General features: G+C 69.4%; 10 protein-coding genes. 5 read left to right on the top strand and 5 right to left on the bottom strand.

What is annotated here, in order from left to right; translation table 11 throughout:
• Positions 1–7 precede the first annotated feature (7 nt).
• Positions 8–3,760, bottom strand: a complete 3,753-nt coding sequence (gene mfd / locus RUH65_RS00550; RefSeq protein ID WP_396179316.1) for a transcription-repair coupling factor — start codon at positions 3,758–3,760, stop codon at positions 8–10.
• Positions 3,761–3,852: 92 nt separating this feature from the next.
• On the opposite strand from mfd, the gene RUH65_RS00545 reads away from it, so the two are divergent.
• The gene (locus RUH65_RS00545; RefSeq protein WP_313815208.1) at positions 3,853–4,359 is read left to right on the top strand and encodes a DUF2505 domain-containing protein; all 507 of its coding nucleotides are present in this window, start codon (positions 3,853–3,855) and stop codon (positions 4,357–4,359) included.
• A 60-nt stretch (positions 4,360–4,419) separates the two neighbouring features.
• Here the strand turns inward: RUH65_RS00545 and RUH65_RS00540 are convergent, their stop codons facing one another.
• On the bottom strand, positions 4,420–5,400 hold the full coding sequence (locus tag RUH65_RS00540) for a ribose-phosphate diphosphokinase (protein WP_313815207.1): 981 nt from the start codon (positions 5,398–5,400) through the stop codon (positions 4,420–4,422).
• A gap of 82 nt (positions 5,401–5,482) precedes the next feature.
• On the bottom strand, positions 5,483–7,021 hold the full coding sequence (glmU, locus tag RUH65_RS00535; protein ID WP_313815206.1) for a bifunctional UDP-N-acetylglucosamine diphosphorylase/glucosamine-1-phosphate N-acetyltransferase GlmU: 1,539 nt from the start codon (positions 7,019–7,021) through the stop codon (positions 5,483–5,485).
• Between the two features lie 217 nt (positions 7,022–7,238).
• On the opposite strand from glmU, the gene RUH65_RS00530 reads away from it, so the two are divergent.
• Positions 7,239–11,294 (top strand): DUF4082 domain-containing protein, encoded by a 4,056-nt coding sequence (locus RUH65_RS00530; protein ID WP_313815205.1) that lies wholly within the window; start codon positions 7,239–7,241, stop codon positions 11,292–11,294.
• Positions 11,295–11,325: 31 nt separating this feature from the next.
• Here the strand turns inward: RUH65_RS00530 and RUH65_RS00525 are convergent, their stop codons facing one another.
• Positions 11,326–12,705 (bottom strand): MDR family MFS transporter, encoded by a 1,380-nt coding sequence (locus tag RUH65_RS00525; protein ID WP_313815204.1) that lies wholly within the window; start codon positions 12,703–12,705, stop codon positions 11,326–11,328.
• Between the two features lie 239 nt (positions 12,706–12,944).
• Between RUH65_RS00525 and RUH65_RS00520 the strand changes: the two genes are divergently transcribed.
• The 3 genes from RUH65_RS00520 to RUH65_RS00510 are packed head-to-tail and all read left to right on the top strand — an operon-like array spanning position 12,945 to position 14,225.
• Positions 12,945–13,529: a helix-turn-helix domain-containing protein gene (locus RUH65_RS00520; protein WP_313815202.1), complete on the top strand. Its 585-nt coding sequence runs from the start codon at positions 12,945–12,947 to the stop codon at positions 13,527–13,529.
• A gap of 32 nt (positions 13,530–13,561) precedes the next feature.
• The gene (locus tag RUH65_RS00515) at positions 13,562–14,032 is read left to right on the top strand and encodes a hypothetical protein (RefSeq protein WP_313815201.1); all 471 of its coding nucleotides are present in this window, start codon (positions 13,562–13,564) and stop codon (positions 14,030–14,032) included.
• 28 nt (positions 14,033–14,060) lie between these two features.
• Positions 14,061–14,225 (top strand): hypothetical protein, encoded by a 165-nt coding sequence (locus RUH65_RS00510; RefSeq protein ID WP_313815200.1) that lies wholly within the window; start codon positions 14,061–14,063, stop codon positions 14,223–14,225.
• 187 nt (positions 14,226–14,412) lie between these two features.
• Here RUH65_RS00510 and RUH65_RS00505 read toward each other — a convergent pair whose 3' ends face one another.
• A complete protein-coding gene (locus RUH65_RS00505; RefSeq protein WP_313815199.1) occupies positions 14,413–15,189 on the bottom strand; it encodes a type 1 glutamine amidotransferase domain-containing protein in 777 nt (258 codons plus the stop codon).
• Between the last annotated feature and the right edge of the window lie 79 nt (positions 15,190–15,268).

Raw genomic sequence — 15,268 nt, 5'->3', positions numbered from 1 at the left:
CGCGGACTCAGGCGGCCGGCGCGTCCGGCAGGAAGATCGCCTTGAGCACCTGGGCCGCCCAGTCCAGCAGGGGCAGGTCAGTCAGGTCCTTGCCGCCCACCGGAGCCGTCTTCGGCCGCGGGATCATCACCGCGTTCAGGGCCGGCTTGACGGCGGCGCCCTTGTACATGCGCTGGAGCCGCATCTGGCGGGACTCGGGCAGGTCCGCCGGGCCGAACTTCACGTTCTGGCCCATCAGCATGACCTCGGTGACTCCGGCGGCGCGCGCGGCGTTGCGGAAGCGGGCGACCGCCACGAGGTTCTCGGCGGCGTCCGGCAGGTCCCCGTAGCGGTCCTTGAGTTCCTCCACCACGGCGTCCACGGCCGCGTCGTCGTTGGCCTGGGCCAGGTTGCGGTAGGCCTCCAGGCGCAGCCGCTCCCCCGGCACGTAGTCGTGCGGCAGGTGCGCGTTGATGGGCAGTTCCACCTTGACCTCGGCCGGGGTGGTGTCCTCGCCACCCTTGAAGTCCGCCACGGCCTCCCCCACCATCCGCAGGTAGAGGTCGAAGCCCACTCCGGCGATGTGCCCGGACTGCTCCCCGCCGAGCAGGTTGCCGGCACCGCGGATCTCGAGGTCCTTCATGGCCAGCTGCATGCCGGAGCCGAGCTCGTTGTGCGCGGCCACCGCCTTGAGCCGTTCCAGTGCCGTCTCATTGAGGGACTTCTCCGGGTCGTAGAGGAAGTAGGCGTAGGCGCGGTCCCGGCCCCGGCCCACGCGTCCGCGCAATTGGTGTAGCTGGGACAGCCCGTAGGCGTCGGCCCGGTCGATGATCAGGGTGTTCGCGTTGGCGATGTCCAGGCCGGTCTCGATGATCGTGGTGGAGACCAGCACGTCGAACTTCCGCTCCCAGAAGTCCTCCATGACCTTTTCCAGGCGGGTCTCGCCCATCTTTCCGTGGGCCACCACCACGCGGGCCTCGGGGATGAGCTCACGGATCTCCCCGGCCACCTTGTCGATCGAGGAGACCCGGTTGTGCACGAAGAAGACCTGGCCCTCACGCATCAGCTCGCGGCGGATGGCGGCGGTGATCTGCTGGTTGGTCTTCGGGCCCACGTAGGTCAGCACCGGGTGGCGCTCCTCCGGGGCCGTGGCCAGGGTGGAGGTCTCACGGATGCCGGTCAGGGACATCTCCAGGGTGCGCGGGATGGGGGTGGCGGACATGGAGAGCACGTCCACGTTGGTGCGCATCGTCTTGAGCACCTCTTTGTGCTCCACGCCGAAGCGCTGCTCCTCGTCCACGATCACCAGGCCCAGATCCTTGAACTGGACCTCCTTGGACAGCAGCCGGTGGGTGCCGATGACCACGTCCACCGTGCCCTCCGCCATACCGTCCAGGGTCTCCTTCGAGTCCTTGGCGTTCTGGAACCGGGACAGCGGCTTGACCTTAACGGGGAAGCCCGCGAAGCGCTCGGTGAAGGTCTCGTGGTGCTGGCGTGCCAGCAGCGTGGTCGGGACCAGCACGGCCACCTGTTTGCCGTCCTGGACGGCCTTGAAGGCGGCCCGGATGGCGACCTCGGTCTTGCCGAAGCCGACGTCGCCGGAGATCAGCCGGTCCATGGGTACGGTCGACTCCATGTCCTTCTTGACCTCGTTGATGGTGGTCAGCTGGTCCGGGGTCTCGATGAACGGGAACGACTCCTCCAGCTCGCGCTGCCACGGGGTGTCCGGGGCGAACGTGTGCCCGCGGGAGGCCATCCGCGCGGAGTACAGGCGGATCAGCTCACCGGCGATCTGCTTCGTGGCCTTTTTCGCCTTGGACTTCGTGGACGCCCAGTCGGACCCGCCCATCTTGGACAGGCTCGGCGCCTCCCCGCCCACATAACGGCTGACCTGGTCGAGCTGATCCGTCGGGACGAAGAGCCGGTCACCCGGCGCCCCGCGCTTGGACGGCGCGTACTCCAGCACCAGGTACTCACGGTAGGAGTCGGCGCTCCCGCCCGCGCTGGCCCCGGCACCCGCACCGCCTGCACCCACCGTCCCGGAGGCGACCTTGCGGCGCTGCAGCTCCACGAACCGAGCGATGCCGTGCTGGGTGTGCACCACGTAGTCGCCCTCGGCCAGGGTCAGCGGGTCCACGGCGTTGCGGCGCTTGCGCGCCAGGGTCTTCGTGCCGCCCCGGGCCCCGGCCGCCCGGTTGCGCCCGAACAGGTCCTGCTCGGTCAGCAGCGCCACCTTGGCCACCGGCAGGGCGAAACCGGAACCGGCGACGGCGGTCGTGATGGTCACCTGCCCCGGTTGCGGCGTCGAGGGCACGGCATCCACCACGACGGCGGCCAGGCCGGCCTCACCGAACAGTTCCGCCAGGCGGCGTGCCGGGCCCGGGCCGTCCGTGGCGACGACGGCCTGCCAGCCGTCCTGGCAGCGCTCGGCCACGTGCCGGGTCATGGCCTCCACGTCCCCGGCGAAGCCCCGCGGCTCGGTCAGGGAGGTGCGCAGGGCGGAGGCATCCGGCAGCAGCTCGACGTCCGTGCCGAGGCTGGTGAGCTGCCACCAGCCCTGGAACCGGTGCAGGGCCGCGGTGCGTGTCTCGGCGAGGGTGGCGAATCCGCCGGCGTCCGCCTGGCCCCCCGGCCCGGAGCCCGGCCCCGCCGCGCCGGAGCTGATGTCCACGGGGGCGGTACCGCCCATCGCGGCGGTGGCCCACGCTGCCTGGAGGAATTCCTCGTTGGTGTTGAGCAGGTCATCGGCGCGGTGCCGGATCTTCTCCGGCTCCACGAGCACGGTCAGGGACCCCTCGGGCAGCAGGTCCACCAGCGGGACCATACCCTCGGCGAGGATCGGGGCCAGTGACTCCATGCCCTCCACGGCCATGCCCTCGGAGATCCGCTCGAGCATGTCCACAGCTCCGGGAAGCCGCGTCATGAGCTCCTTGGCCCGGCGCCGGACCGTCCCCGTCAGCAGCAGCTCACGGCAGGGCGGGGCGTACAGGGTGGTGGGATGGCCAGTGCCGTCCCCGCTGGTGTCCTCCAGGGAGCGCTGATCCGCCACGGAGAAGTAGCGCAGCTGCTCCACCTCGTCCCCGAAGAACTCGATGCGCAGCGGGTGGGACTCCGTGGGCGGGAAGACATCCAGCAGGCCGCCGCGCACCGCGTACTCGCCGCGGCGGGAGACCATGTCCACCCGGGAGTAGGCGGCGTCCGCCAAGGCCTGGACCACGCCGTCGAAGTCGTGGTCCTCCCCGACGGAGATCCGCACCGGCTCCAGGTCACCCAGGCCGGCGACCATGGGCTGCAGCACGGAGCGGATCGGGGCGGTGACCACGGCCAGCGGCGCGCGGCCGTCCTCCCCCGGGTGGGCCAGCCGGCGCAGCACCGCCAGCCGGGTGCCGACCGTGTCCGAGCGTGGGGACAGCCGCTCGTGCGGCAGGGTCTCCCAGGACGGGAAGTGGGCCACGGTGTCCGGGTCCATCCAGCCGGCCAGGTCGGCGGCGAGGTCCTCGGACTCCCGGGAGGTGGCGGTGACGAGCAGGACGGTGGCGGGGCGGGACAGGCCGGCGGCAGACGGATCAGCCGGCGTGGCCGCGGTGCCGTTCTGGGCCGTCTCAGCCGCAGCGCCGGCGAGCAGGGCCACCAGAGGTGGCCGGGCGCCGTCGGGAAGGCTGATCTCCAGGTCCTCGGTGCGGTCGGCACCGGTGCGGGCAGCGGAGACGGAGGCCGCAGCGATGGCCTGGTCCTGCAGCAGGGCGGGGAACATCCCTGCCAGAGGGTGGGGAGTGGTCATTCATCCCAGCATAGTTGGTCGATATAGGCTCGGGCGTGGTGTCCGCCGCTGGCGGAGACCACTGGAACAGACCGAACCCCCAGGAGGACCTCATGGCGTTCAAGGAATCAACCACCATTGCCCACCCCCCGGCCGAGGTGTTCGCGGCCCTGGTCGACGAGGCCTTCAACCGCAAGGTCACCGAGGGCCTCGGCGGAGCCCTGGTCGCCTTCGAGCGCCAGGGCGAGCTGAGCGGTCCGGTAAGCGTCACCATGGTGCGCTCCGTGCCGGTCAACAAGCTGCCGGACGCCGTGCAGAAGGTCGCCGGCAAGTTCCTCGGAGACAAGCTGAGCGTGGAGCAGCAGGAGACCTGGTCCGCACCCGCCGCCGATGGCTCCCGCACCGGCCAACTGGTCGTCACCGTGGGCGCTGCCAAGACCACCGCGACCGCCGAACAGCTGCTGCTGCCGACGGACGACGGCACCGAGGTGCGCGTCACCGGCACCCTGGAGTGCAGGATCCCGCTGCTCGGCAAGAAGATCGGCCAGGCAGCCGAGCCCCGGGTCGGCCAGGTGCTGGGACGCCAGGCCCGCGAAGTGGCCACCTGGCTGAAGCGGTAATCGAGCTGGGGAACGGCGGACGGCGGCTCGACGCCGCCGGCCGCCGGCTCGCCGCCCGGCTCAGGCGTCGCCGTCGAACAGGCTGGTGACCGAGCCGTCCTCGAAGACCTCGCGGATGGCGCGGGCCAGCAGCGGGGCGATGGACAGCACGGTGAGGGCGTCGAAGCGCTTCTCCTCCGGGATCGGCAGGGTGTTGGTCACCACGACCTCCCGGGCGCCGGACTCAGCCAGGCGCTGCGCGGCCGGATCCGAGAACACGGCGTGGGTGGCGGCGATGATGACGTCCTTGGCACCGGCCTCCTTGAGCACGCGCACGGCGCCGGCGATGGTGCCACCGGTGTCGATCATGTCGTCGATCAGCACGCACGTGCGGCCCTTGACCTGGCCGACGACCTGCTTGGACACGGCCTGGTTCGGGACGGTGAGGTCACGGGACTTGTGCACGAATGCCAGCGGTGCGCCGCCGAGGCGCTCGGCCCACTGCTCGGCCACCCGCACGCGGCCGGTGTCCGGGGAGACCACGGTGAGGTCCTCCCCCTCGGTCTTGGTGCGGATGTAGTCGCTCAGCAGCGGCACCGCGAACAGGTGGTCCACCGGGCCGTCGAAGAAGCCCTGGATCTGGGCGGTGTGCAGGTCCACGCTCATGATGCGGTCCGCGCCGGCGGTGCGGTACATGTCAGCGACCAGGCGGGCGGAGATGGGCTCTCGGCCGCGGCCCTTCTTGTCCTGCCGCGCATAGGGGTAGAAGGGCGAGATGGCGGTGATGCGCTTGGCGGAGGCACGCTTGAACGAGTCCAGCATGAGCAGCTGCTCCATGAGGTGGTTGTTCAGCGGCGCCGGGTGCGACTGCATCACGAAGATGTCCTTGCCGCGCACGGATTCACCTGAGCGGACGTAGATCTCCCCGTTCGCGAAGTCGTAGGCGCTCATCGGCAGCAATTCGGTGCCGATCTCCTCGGCCACCTGTGCCGCCAGCTCGGGGTGGGCCCGGCCCGCTGCCAGAACCAGCTTCTTCTCGCTGTGCTGGGTGATCTCGTTCATCGCTGTGTACTTCCTGATTCTGACTGGGGTGGCCGGCCGGTGGTGGGGTGATCGGGAGGGAGGCGTGGAAACGGCCGGGGGCTCAAGCGCCGGCGTCGGGCTGTGGGGTGGTGGACGCTCCGTGGCCCACGCGGGCCTGCGCGGCCGCATCGGCGGCCGGTGAGCCGGGTCGGCGGTCCTCGACCCAGCCCTCGCTGTTGCGCTGCGGGGCGACGGTCAGGGCGAGTGCGCCGGCCGGGACGTCCTTGCGGACCACGGCACCGGCACCGGTGTAGGCGCCGTCGCCGACGGTCACGGGGGCGATGAACACCGTGTTGGACGAGGTCCGCACATGGCTGCCGATCACGGTGCGGTGCTTGTGCACGCCGTCATAGTTGGCGGTGATGTTGCCGCAGCCGATGTTCGTGTACTCGCCGATCTCCGCGTCCCCCGCATAGCCGAGGTGGGAGAGCTTGGAGCCGCGGCCGATGACCGCGTTCTTGGTCTCGTAGAATGCCCCGATCTTGCCCTGCTCACCCAGCACGGTGCCCGGGCGGAGGTAGGTGAAGGGCCCGACGGCGGCGCGGTCACCGATCACGGCGCCGCTCGCCTGGGTGCGGGTCACGATGGCGCCGATGCCCACGGTGGTGTCCACGAGCGTGGAGTCCGGGCCCACCACGGCGTCCTCGGAGAGGTGCGTGGTGCCCTGCAGGTGGGTGTTCGGCAGGATGGTGGTGTCCGGCTCCAGCGTCACAGTGGAGTCGATCCACGTGGTGGCCGGGTCCTGGATGGAGGTGCCGGCGCGCATGTGGCGCTCCAGGGTGCGGTGGTTCATCTCGGCGCCCAGGGCCTGCAGCTGCACCCGGTCGTTCGCGCCCTCGACCTGCCAGCGGTCCTGGGTGGTCACGGCGGCCACGCGCCCACCAGCGGCACGGGCGATGGACAGCACGTCCGTCAGGTACATCTCGCCCTGCGCGTTGTCCGTGGTGACCTCCGCGAGAGCCTTCACGAGCAGGGCCCCCTCGAAGGCGTAGATGCCGGAGTTGACCTCGTTGAGCTGCCTCTGGGCGTCAGTGGCGTCCTTGTGCTCCACGATCCCGGCCACCGATCCGTCGGTGTCCCGCAGGATGCGGCCGTAGCCGGTGGGGTCCTCGAGCAGGGCGGTCAGCACCGTGACCGCGTTGGACTCGGATTCATGGGTGGCCACGAGCTCGGTGAGGAGCTCCGTGGTCAGCAGGGGGACGTCGCCGTAGGTGACCACGACGGTGCCGGAGATGCCGCTCTGACCGGCCGGGCCGGCGTCGGACGTGGGGGCTGCGGCGGCCGTGAGGGCCTCGAGGCCGCACTGGACGGCGCGGCCGGTGCCCGGGACCTCGTCCTGGTCCGCGATGACCGGAACGGTGCCGAGGGTGTCCGCCAGCGACAGGATGTGGTCGGCCACCAGGTCACGCTGGTGGCGGACCACGGCGACCAGCTCGCGCGGGTTCAGCCCCGCGGCGGCGGTGAGGGCGTGGCCGATCATGGACCGGCCCCCGATCGGGTGCAGGATCTTGGGGGTTTTGGACTTCATCCGGGTTCCCGCCCCCGCGGCGAGGACGATGACGGCTGCCGGCGTTGCGGGCGCCAAGGTGGATTCGGTCAAGGATCTGCACTCCTGCTTCGATAGTCCAGTGCTGGTTGACTGCCGCCGGTCAGTCTAGACCGTCGGGTGCGAGGGGTCCGAACCGAGAGGGCAAGATCCGGCCGCTACTCGGATTCGCCGCCCGGGGGATCCCACGCCCGCGTTGGTCTACCCGAACACCGCGTGAACGGCCGAGTTTCCCTGTCCAGCGGGGGAAGGCCGTTCCTACGCTGAGGCCGTGAACCCTGCATCCTCCTCCCCTCGCGTTCCCGTGCCGGACCAGTCCCGGACCCGCCCGCGCTGGGCGGCGCCGCGCCGCTGGTGGCCGGTGGCGGTGCTGGCCGTGGTGGCCGCCGTGTCCCTGGTGGTGCCCTTCGGCTGGGCGCCGATGGTCGCGGCGGCAGACCCCTGTGATCCGGAGGAGAACGCCATCGTGTGCGAGAACTCCAAGCCGGGTGCGCACTGGTCCGAGTGGGAGATCGACGGCGCCGGCGACGCCTCCATCCAGGGCTTCGCCACGGACATTTCCGTCAACGCGGGGCAGACGATCGAGTTCAAGATCGACACGGACGCCAGCGACTATGACATCGATCTCTACCGCACCGGCTGGTACCAGGGACTGGGGGCCCGCAAGGTGGGTTCCGTCCAGCCGGGCGCCGCACTGCCCCAGGACCAGCCGGAGTGCCTCACGGACCCGACCACGGAGCTCACCGACTGCGGGACTTGGGCCGTCTCCGCTTCCTGGCAGGTGCCGGCCGATGCCGTCTCCGGCGTCTACCTCGCCAAGCTCACCCGCCCGGACACCGGCGGCGCCAGCCACATCACCTTCGTGGTCCGCAACGACGGCTCCACCTCGGAGGTGCTGTTCCAGACCTCGGACACCACGTGGCACGCGTACAACACCTATGGCGGCTCGAACTTCTACCAGGGCGCGGACAACGGCCGGGCCTACAAGATCAGCTACAACCGTCCGTTCGCCACCCGCGGCGGCATCGAGGCCCGGGACTTCTACTTCGGCAACGAGTACCCCATGGTCCGGTTCATGGAACGCAACGGCTATGACGTCTCCTACTTCTCCGGGATCGACACCGACCGCTTCGGGGATCAGCTGACCAACCACGAGGTGTTCCTCTCGGTGGGCCATGACGAGTACTGGTCCGGCCAGCAGCGGGCCAATGTGGAGGCCGCCCGGGACGCCGGGGTGCACCTGCAGTTCCTCTCCGGCAACGAGATGTACTGGCGGGTCCGCTACGAGCCCTCCCCCGCGGATCCGGGCGGTGACGACTACCGGACCCTGGTCAGTTACAAGGAGACCTGGTCAGATGAGAAGATCGACCCGGCCGAGGAGTGGACGGGCACCTTCCGCGATCCCCGCTTCGCCGCCGTGAAGGACGGTGGCGGTGTGCCGGAGAACGCCCTGACCGGCACGGCGTACGTGGTCAACTACGGCGACTTTCCAGTGACCGTGGATGATCGCGAGGGCGATCTGCGGCTCTGGCGGGACACCGGGCTCGCAGAGTTGCCCTTCGGCGCCAGCGAGGAGCTGGCCCCGCACACCGTGGGCTACGAGTCCAACGAGGACCTGCCCAACGGGTTCCGCCCGCCGGGACTGATCCGGCTGTCCACGACCACGGGCCCCGTGCCCGAGTACCTGCAGGACTTCGGCAACACCGTGGCCCCGGGCGAGACCACCCACCACGTCACCCTGTACCGGGCCGCCTCGGATGCCCTCGTCTTCTCCGCCGGCAGCGTGCAGTGGACATGGGGCCTGGATGAATGGCACGACGGCGACGGGGAGGCCGCCGATCCACGCATGCAGCAGGCCCAGGTCAACCTCTTCGCGGACATGGGCGTCCAGCCCACCTCCCTCATGGACGGCCTCGCCCCGGCGACGGCTTCGGCGGACTCCACCGCGCCCACCGTGCAGGTGACCGAGCAACCGGCAGGTCCGGTCCCCCACGGTCAACCGGTGACCGTCTCCGGAACCGCCACGGACGGCGGCGGGGCGGGGGCCGGCGTCGTGGCCGGGGTCGAGTACTCCGAGGATGCCGGCGCCACGTGGAAGCTGGCCGAGGGACTGCGGAACTGGTCCTTCTCCTACCTCCAGTCCGGCGTGGGCGAGCACACCGTGCTGGTCCGGGCCATCGATGACAGCGGCAACTACCCCCAGGACGCCACTCCCATCACCACGGAGGTCACCGGACCCTACAGCGCCTTCGGTGACGCGGAGCCGGCGGCGGCGGACACCGGGGACAGCTCCACGGTGGAGCTGGGGCTCCGGTTCAGCCCGACGGTGGACGGCGTAGTCACCGGCGTCCGCTTCTACCGCAGCGCGGCGAACGTGGGCCCGCACACCGGCACCCTGTGGGGTCTCGACGGCACTCCCCTGGCCACCGTGGAGTTCCCAGGCACCACGGAGACCACCGAGGAGGGGTGGCAGACGGCCGAATTCACCGAAGCCGTGCCCGTCACGGCGGCCACCGACTACGTGGTGTCCTACTCGGCACCGGCGGGCCGCTACGCCGCCGATCCGTACTACTACGCCTACCGCGGCGTGGACGGTCCGCCCCTGAGCGTGGCGGGCGGCTATGGCGTGCCGGATGTGGGCGTCTACGACAGCCTGGGCAACTACCCGTCCCGGTCCTACCAGAACGCCAACTACTACGTGGACGCCCAGTTCGTCCCCGCCGGCGAGCTTCCCCTGACGGCCGCCGGACACCAGCCCGCCAATACTGCGGTCAGCGTCCCCGTCACCACCCCGATCGGTGCCACCCTCTCCCGGGAGGTCCTCGCCTCCAGCGTGGCGATGACCGTCACGGTGGGCGACGACGGCCTGGGCGGGTCCGGCTCGGGCGCCGGGACCGCGGTGGCCGGCTCCACGGCTTACGACGCGGCGACGCGGCGGGTGACCTTCACCCCGGCGTCCGCCCTGGCCGAGGCCACGGGGTACACGGTGGAGGTCTCCGCCACGGACGCCGGCGGCAACCCGACCGAACAGGGCGACTCGTGGGAGTTCCGCACCTGGTCCGCAGCCGCCGCCGACGACTGCCCCTGCGGGCTGATGGCCGAGACCTACCTGCCGACCCTGCCCTCGATCGACGACGGCACCCCGGTGACCCTGGGCACCCGGTTCAGCTCCACGGAGCCCGGCGTGGTGAACGGCCTGGAGGTCTACCGTGCCGCCGGCACCACCACACAGCAGACCGGCGCCCTCTACACGGGCGGGGGCACGCTGCTGGCCGAGGTGGCCTTCCCCTCCGATTCCGTCACCGGCTGGCAGTACGCCGAGCTGAGCGAGCCGGTGCGACTGGAGCCCGGATCCGAGTACGTCGTCGCCTACACCACCCGGCAGTACTCGGTCACGCCCGGCTACTGGGACTCCTCCCGGTCCTCGGGCCCGCTCCGGGTGGACGAGTCCTCCGGCGTGTACAGCTACGGCAGTCCGTTCCCGGACAGTGCCGTCTCCACGAACTACCTCGTGGACGTGCGGTTCACCCCGGATTTGGCCCCGCCGGCCGTCACCGAGCGCACCCCGGCCCCGGGCAGCATGGACGGTCCTGACGAGGGGCCGGTCACGGTGACTTTCGACGGAACCGTGCATGCCGAGGCGCAGATGTCGATCACCGCGAACGGCACCGCGGTTCCGGGGACCACTACTCGCACGCCCGCGAGCACCGGGCTCTCCTGGACGCCGGCCTCGGCTCTGCCGGCTGGCGCCGTCATCGGGGTCACCGTGACGGGCGCGGCCGCAGCGGAGTCCACCGCACCGGCCGAGGCCCCGCCACTGACCTGGACGTTCCGGGTGGCGGGGGGCTCGACCGCCCTGTTCGAGTCCTTCCTGGGGACCGGCGCACCCTCCTCGCTGGTCTCCGGCGACACCTCCGCCGTGGAGCTCGGGGTCCAGTTGACGACGAGCCAGGACATCACGGTCCACGCGATCCGCTTCTACCGCGGCAGCGAACCGGGCGCCTCCGGCACCGGATCACTCTGGGACGGCGACGGCACCCGGCTGGCCACCGTGGCCTTCCCGCAGGCCACCAGCATCGGCTGGCAGACCGCCCTGCTGGACGCGCCGGTGCAGCTGGCCGCCGGGACCACCTTCACGGTGTCCCGCCATGCGCCGGACGGCGGCTACGCCTACACCTCCGGCGGTTTCGGCTCCCCGGTCACCCAGGGCGCCCTGTCCCTTTCGGGCGAGAACGGACGGTTCGACTACGGCGCCGGCGGCATCATGCCGACCTCGACCTGGGGCGACACCAACTACTTCGTGGACCTGATGTACACGGAGGACTGACCGATTCACCGCCGGGGCCGGTCCGCGGGGATCAGTCGCGCTGCGGCTTCTGGATGAACGGGGCGCAGAGGACGGCGATCGTCGCGAGGATCCCGCCGATGATGAACGCGACGTGGGCGCCATGGAACAGTCCGTCGATCAGAGCGGAGCCGGCACCGGTCTCCGCGGCCGCGACGGCGCTCATGACGGTCACGAAGATCGTAGTGCCGATGGCGCCACCGAGCTGCTGGCCGGTATTGAAGATGGCCGAGCCGTGACCGTAGAGCTGATGCGGGACTCCACTCAGCGCCGCGGAAAGCAGGCCGGTCATCAGCATGGCCAGGCCGATGCAGAAGATCGTGTGGAAGGTGACGATCAGGCCGAGGTCGGTGTCCGGGTTGATGGTGGTGAACAGCCACTGCCCCAGCGCCAGCATCAGGGCGCCGGGGATCAGTACCGGCCGGGGGCCATGGCGGTCGAAGACGCGGCCGAAGATCGGGCCCACGGCGATCTGCACCAGCCCGCCGGGAAGCAGCATCAGGCCGATGGTCATGGTGCTCAGGCCGCTGCCGTTCTGCAGGAAGATCGGCAGGATGACCACGGTGCCCAGCAACGTGCCCATGGCGATCATGATCATGACGACGCTGAGGGTGAAGGTGCGGTTCCGGAAGGGCTGCAGGTTCAGCAGTTCGCGCCCCGCCCGGGTCAGGCGGAGCTGGCGGATGATGAACAGGACCAGCGCGACCACGCCGATCACGCCGCTGACGAGGGGAACGGCGGGGTTCTCCAGGGCGCCGCCGATGGTGGAGATCGCGTAGACCAGCCCCCCGAAGGCCAAGGCCGAGAGGATCACGGAGACGACGTCGACGGGCAGCGTGCGTGTGGTTGAAGGCACCTTGATGAAGAGGACGCCCAACACCAGGATGATGGCGACGAGCGGACTCATGATGCCGAAGATCCAGTGCCAGGACAGTGAGTTCACGATGATTCCGGACACGGTGGGTCCGATGGCCGGGCCGACTGAGATGACGATCGAGTTCAGGCCCATGACCATGCCGCGGTGCTGGAACGGCACGAGGGTCAGGGTGGTATTCATGAGCAGCGGCATCACGATGGCGGTGCCGACGGCTTGAATGACACGGGCGGCCAGCAGCACGCCGAAGGACGGCGCGACGATGGCCAGGACGGTGCCGACCAGGAAGCTGGACAACGCGAAGACGAACAGTCCGCGCAGGGTGTACCGCTGCAGCAGGAAGCCGGTCAGGGGGATGACCACGGCCATGGTGAGCAGGAACCCAGTGGTGAGCCACTGACCCGCCGCCGCAGAGACCCCGTAGTCGGCCATGATCGAGGGCAGCGCCACGGTGAGCACCGTCTCGTTGAGGATCATCACGAAAGCGCCGAGGGCCAGCGCCCCGATGATGCCGGTCAATTGTTTCCTCGACAAGGCTGGCGCTGCCTGGTGAACGGGGGTGGCCGGTGGAGAAATCGTGTCTTCGGCGGCGTGGGCCATCGGGGGTGTACCTCTTCTGTCAGATTCGAACTGTAGAATCATGTCATGCTCTGACACCTTTAGAGCGCCAATTCCGTCAGACTGTGACATAACAGATAATTTGCGCGCGCCGGCAGCCTGCCGGTCCTCTTTCCTCCACTCCCAGAAACGAGCTGAGCATGGGCATCCGTGAAGACCACCGCATCCACATGCTGCGGGACATTCAGCATGCCGCCCTGGACCTGGTGGAGGAACAGGGCCTGGAAGCCACCACGGTGGGGGACATCGCCGCTCGCGTGGGCATCTCCGAGCGCACGGTCTTCCGCTACTACCCCACCAAAGAGCACGCGCTGATGCCCGGCCAGCAGGGACTGGTCGATGCCCTGGTGGCCAGCGAGAGCGCGCACCACACCTCTTCCGGGATCCTGGACGACCTGTTGGCTGTGTGCCGTGAGCACTTCTCGCATGAGGTCGAGCAGCGCGATTTCCGCCGGATCTCCCGCTTGCTGATCCAGGAACCGGAGATGCTGCGGGTCGTCATGCGGCAGGAGCGCCACCTGGTCGAGGCGCTCAGCGCAGCACTGGTCCACCGTGGCATGCTGGGGCCCCTCCAGTCCCTGCTGGTGGCGGAGGTCGTGACGGTGTCCTGGCGGGTCGCCTGGCAGGCCTTCGCCCGGGACGAGTTCGACGGGGTGGATTCCGACCCGGTGGCGCTCTTCGACCAGACGGTGCATGAGTTGGGCCAGCTGTTCCCCAGCACGTGAAATCACCGGACGATCCTTGCCATGATGGCGTCATGTCCGAACACGTTGGAGATCATCGCCCTTCACCCGACGGCCCCGACGCGGAGCACCGGCGTCCGCCCGACGTCAGTGACGCGACCGTCGAGGCCCTCGGCAAGCTTTCCGAGGCGCTGGAGGTGGTGGAACACGCCCGAGGCCTGCTCTACGGATTCCACCGGCTGACGGGGACAGCGGACCTGGCGCTGGACGAGGCCGTGAGCCTGCTCCGCACCGCCGGCCATGCCGGCCTCGCCGAACGGGTCGAGCGGGAGATCATCGGCCGCAACGTCATCCACGGCCGGTGGACCTTCCAGATCGTGGAGGACTACGACGACCACTACTACTCCGCCTTCAAAGACCTCGAACAGCACGCCCGGGATGAGCTGGCCGGGGGCCGACGCCACCTGTTCGAAGCCGAGATGAAGGAGAGCCGCCGCTCGGCGGGCCGGCCCCACCACGAAGCGCTTCCGACTAGTGCAGACTGAAGCTCCGACCAATTCTTAGGAGGACACCATGAGTACCGACCCCATCAACCCGGCTGCTGCCGAAGAGGAGCGCCGCGAGGAGACCCGCTCCACGGAGGACAAGGAGTCCAAGACCGGCCCGGAGACGGAGCAGGAGTTGGACGAACAGGTCGAGGAATCCTTCCCCGCTTCTGATCCGCCAGCCAACTACTGATTAAGTCCGTGGACGGGTCCCGGAGACCTCGTGACGGTCCTCCGGGGCCCTTCCGGGTTAATGCGGGACCAGGACAGGTGATCACAACGTGTTCGGTGCCTCGAACAGTGTGATTGCCGACGCACCTATGCGGGCTGGCGGGCGCCCCGTCGTTGAGGTGGCGGCCAGTTTCAGTGCGCCGCAGGCGTTAGTGCTCCGTTTCTGCAGCAGCCTTCTTGGCGTTTTTCTCGGCGTCCTTCCCGGCGCGCAGAGCCTCTGCCTCGTGCTGCTCCTCGGCTTTTTCCTCGTGGATGACCTGCGCAAGGAGCTTCTCCATCTCCTTGGCTACGCCGGCGGCGGAGGCCGGGTTCTGGCCGGTCACCAGCCGGTCGTCAACCACGACCTTCTCCTCAAAGACATTCGCGGAGACGTGGGTGGCACCCTGTTCCTCAAGCCGGTCTGCCAAAAAGAACGGGATGACCTTGTCCTTCCCTGCGGCAACCTCCTCCTCGTTGCTGAAGGCTGCCACCCTCCGGCCTTCGACGAGGCGGAGCCCGTTGGCCAGTTCTACGTTCAACAGGCCGGCCGGCCCGTGGCAGACCGCGCCCACCACGCCGCCGGCGGTGTAGACGCTGGCCACCAGGTTCTGCAAACCTTCGGTGTCCGGGAAGTCCCACATGGTGCCGTGGCCTCCCACGAGGTAGACGGCGTCGTACTGACCGGGATCGACGACGTCGACGCGGGCAGTGTTGTAAAGCCCGGCACGCGTAACCTCGTCCTCCGTGAAGCCAACCTGGATGGGATCTTCCGAGTCCACCTCGTCGCGCGGGGGCTGACCGCCCTGGATGGACGCGAAGTCGACGAAATGCCCGGAATCCTTGAAGACCTTCCATGGATGTGCAGCCTCGGCCACGTTGTAGCCGGTCTTCTCGCCCGTATCGCCGATCTCGGAAACGCTGGTCAGTACCATGAGGATTTTCTTCATGAAGTGCTCCTATCGTCTGAATTCCACCCTACGCCTAGGACAAATCGGTGCACGAAGCCCGGGCCTCGTGCCGGCCGAC

Source organism: Citricoccus sp., from assembly GCF_032154715.1.
In the GTDB taxonomy this organism is placed as follows: Bacteria; Actinomycetota; Actinomycetes; order Actinomycetales; family Micrococcaceae; genus Citricoccus.
This window is presented reverse-complemented; position numbering and strand designations above follow the sequence as displayed.

Excerpts from the sequence above, each read along its gene's own strand:
- mfd (WP_396179316.1), bottom strand. The coding sequence starts at position 3,760 with ATGACCACTCCCCACCCTCTGGCAGGGATGTTCCCCGCCCTGCTGCAG.
- RUH65_RS00545 (WP_313815208.1), top strand. The coding sequence starts at position 3,853 with ATGGCGTTCAAGGAATCAACCACCATTGCCCACCCCCCGGCCGAGGTG.
- RUH65_RS00540 (WP_313815207.1), bottom strand. The coding sequence starts at position 5,400 with ATGAACGAGATCACCCAGCACAGCGAGAAGAAGCTGGTTCTGGCAGCG.
- RUH65_RS00520 (WP_313815202.1), top strand. The coding sequence starts at position 12,945 with ATGGGCATCCGTGAAGACCACCGCATCCACATGCTGCGGGACATTCAG.
- RUH65_RS00515 (WP_313815201.1), top strand. The coding sequence starts at position 13,562 with ATGTCCGAACACGTTGGAGATCATCGCCCTTCACCCGACGGCCCCGAC.
- RUH65_RS00510 (WP_313815200.1), top strand. The coding sequence starts at position 14,061 with ATGAGTACCGACCCCATCAACCCGGCTGCTGCCGAAGAGGAGCGCCGC.
- RUH65_RS00505 (WP_313815199.1), bottom strand. The coding sequence starts at position 15,189 with ATGAAGAAAATCCTCATGGTACTGACCAGCGTTTCCGAGATCGGCGAT.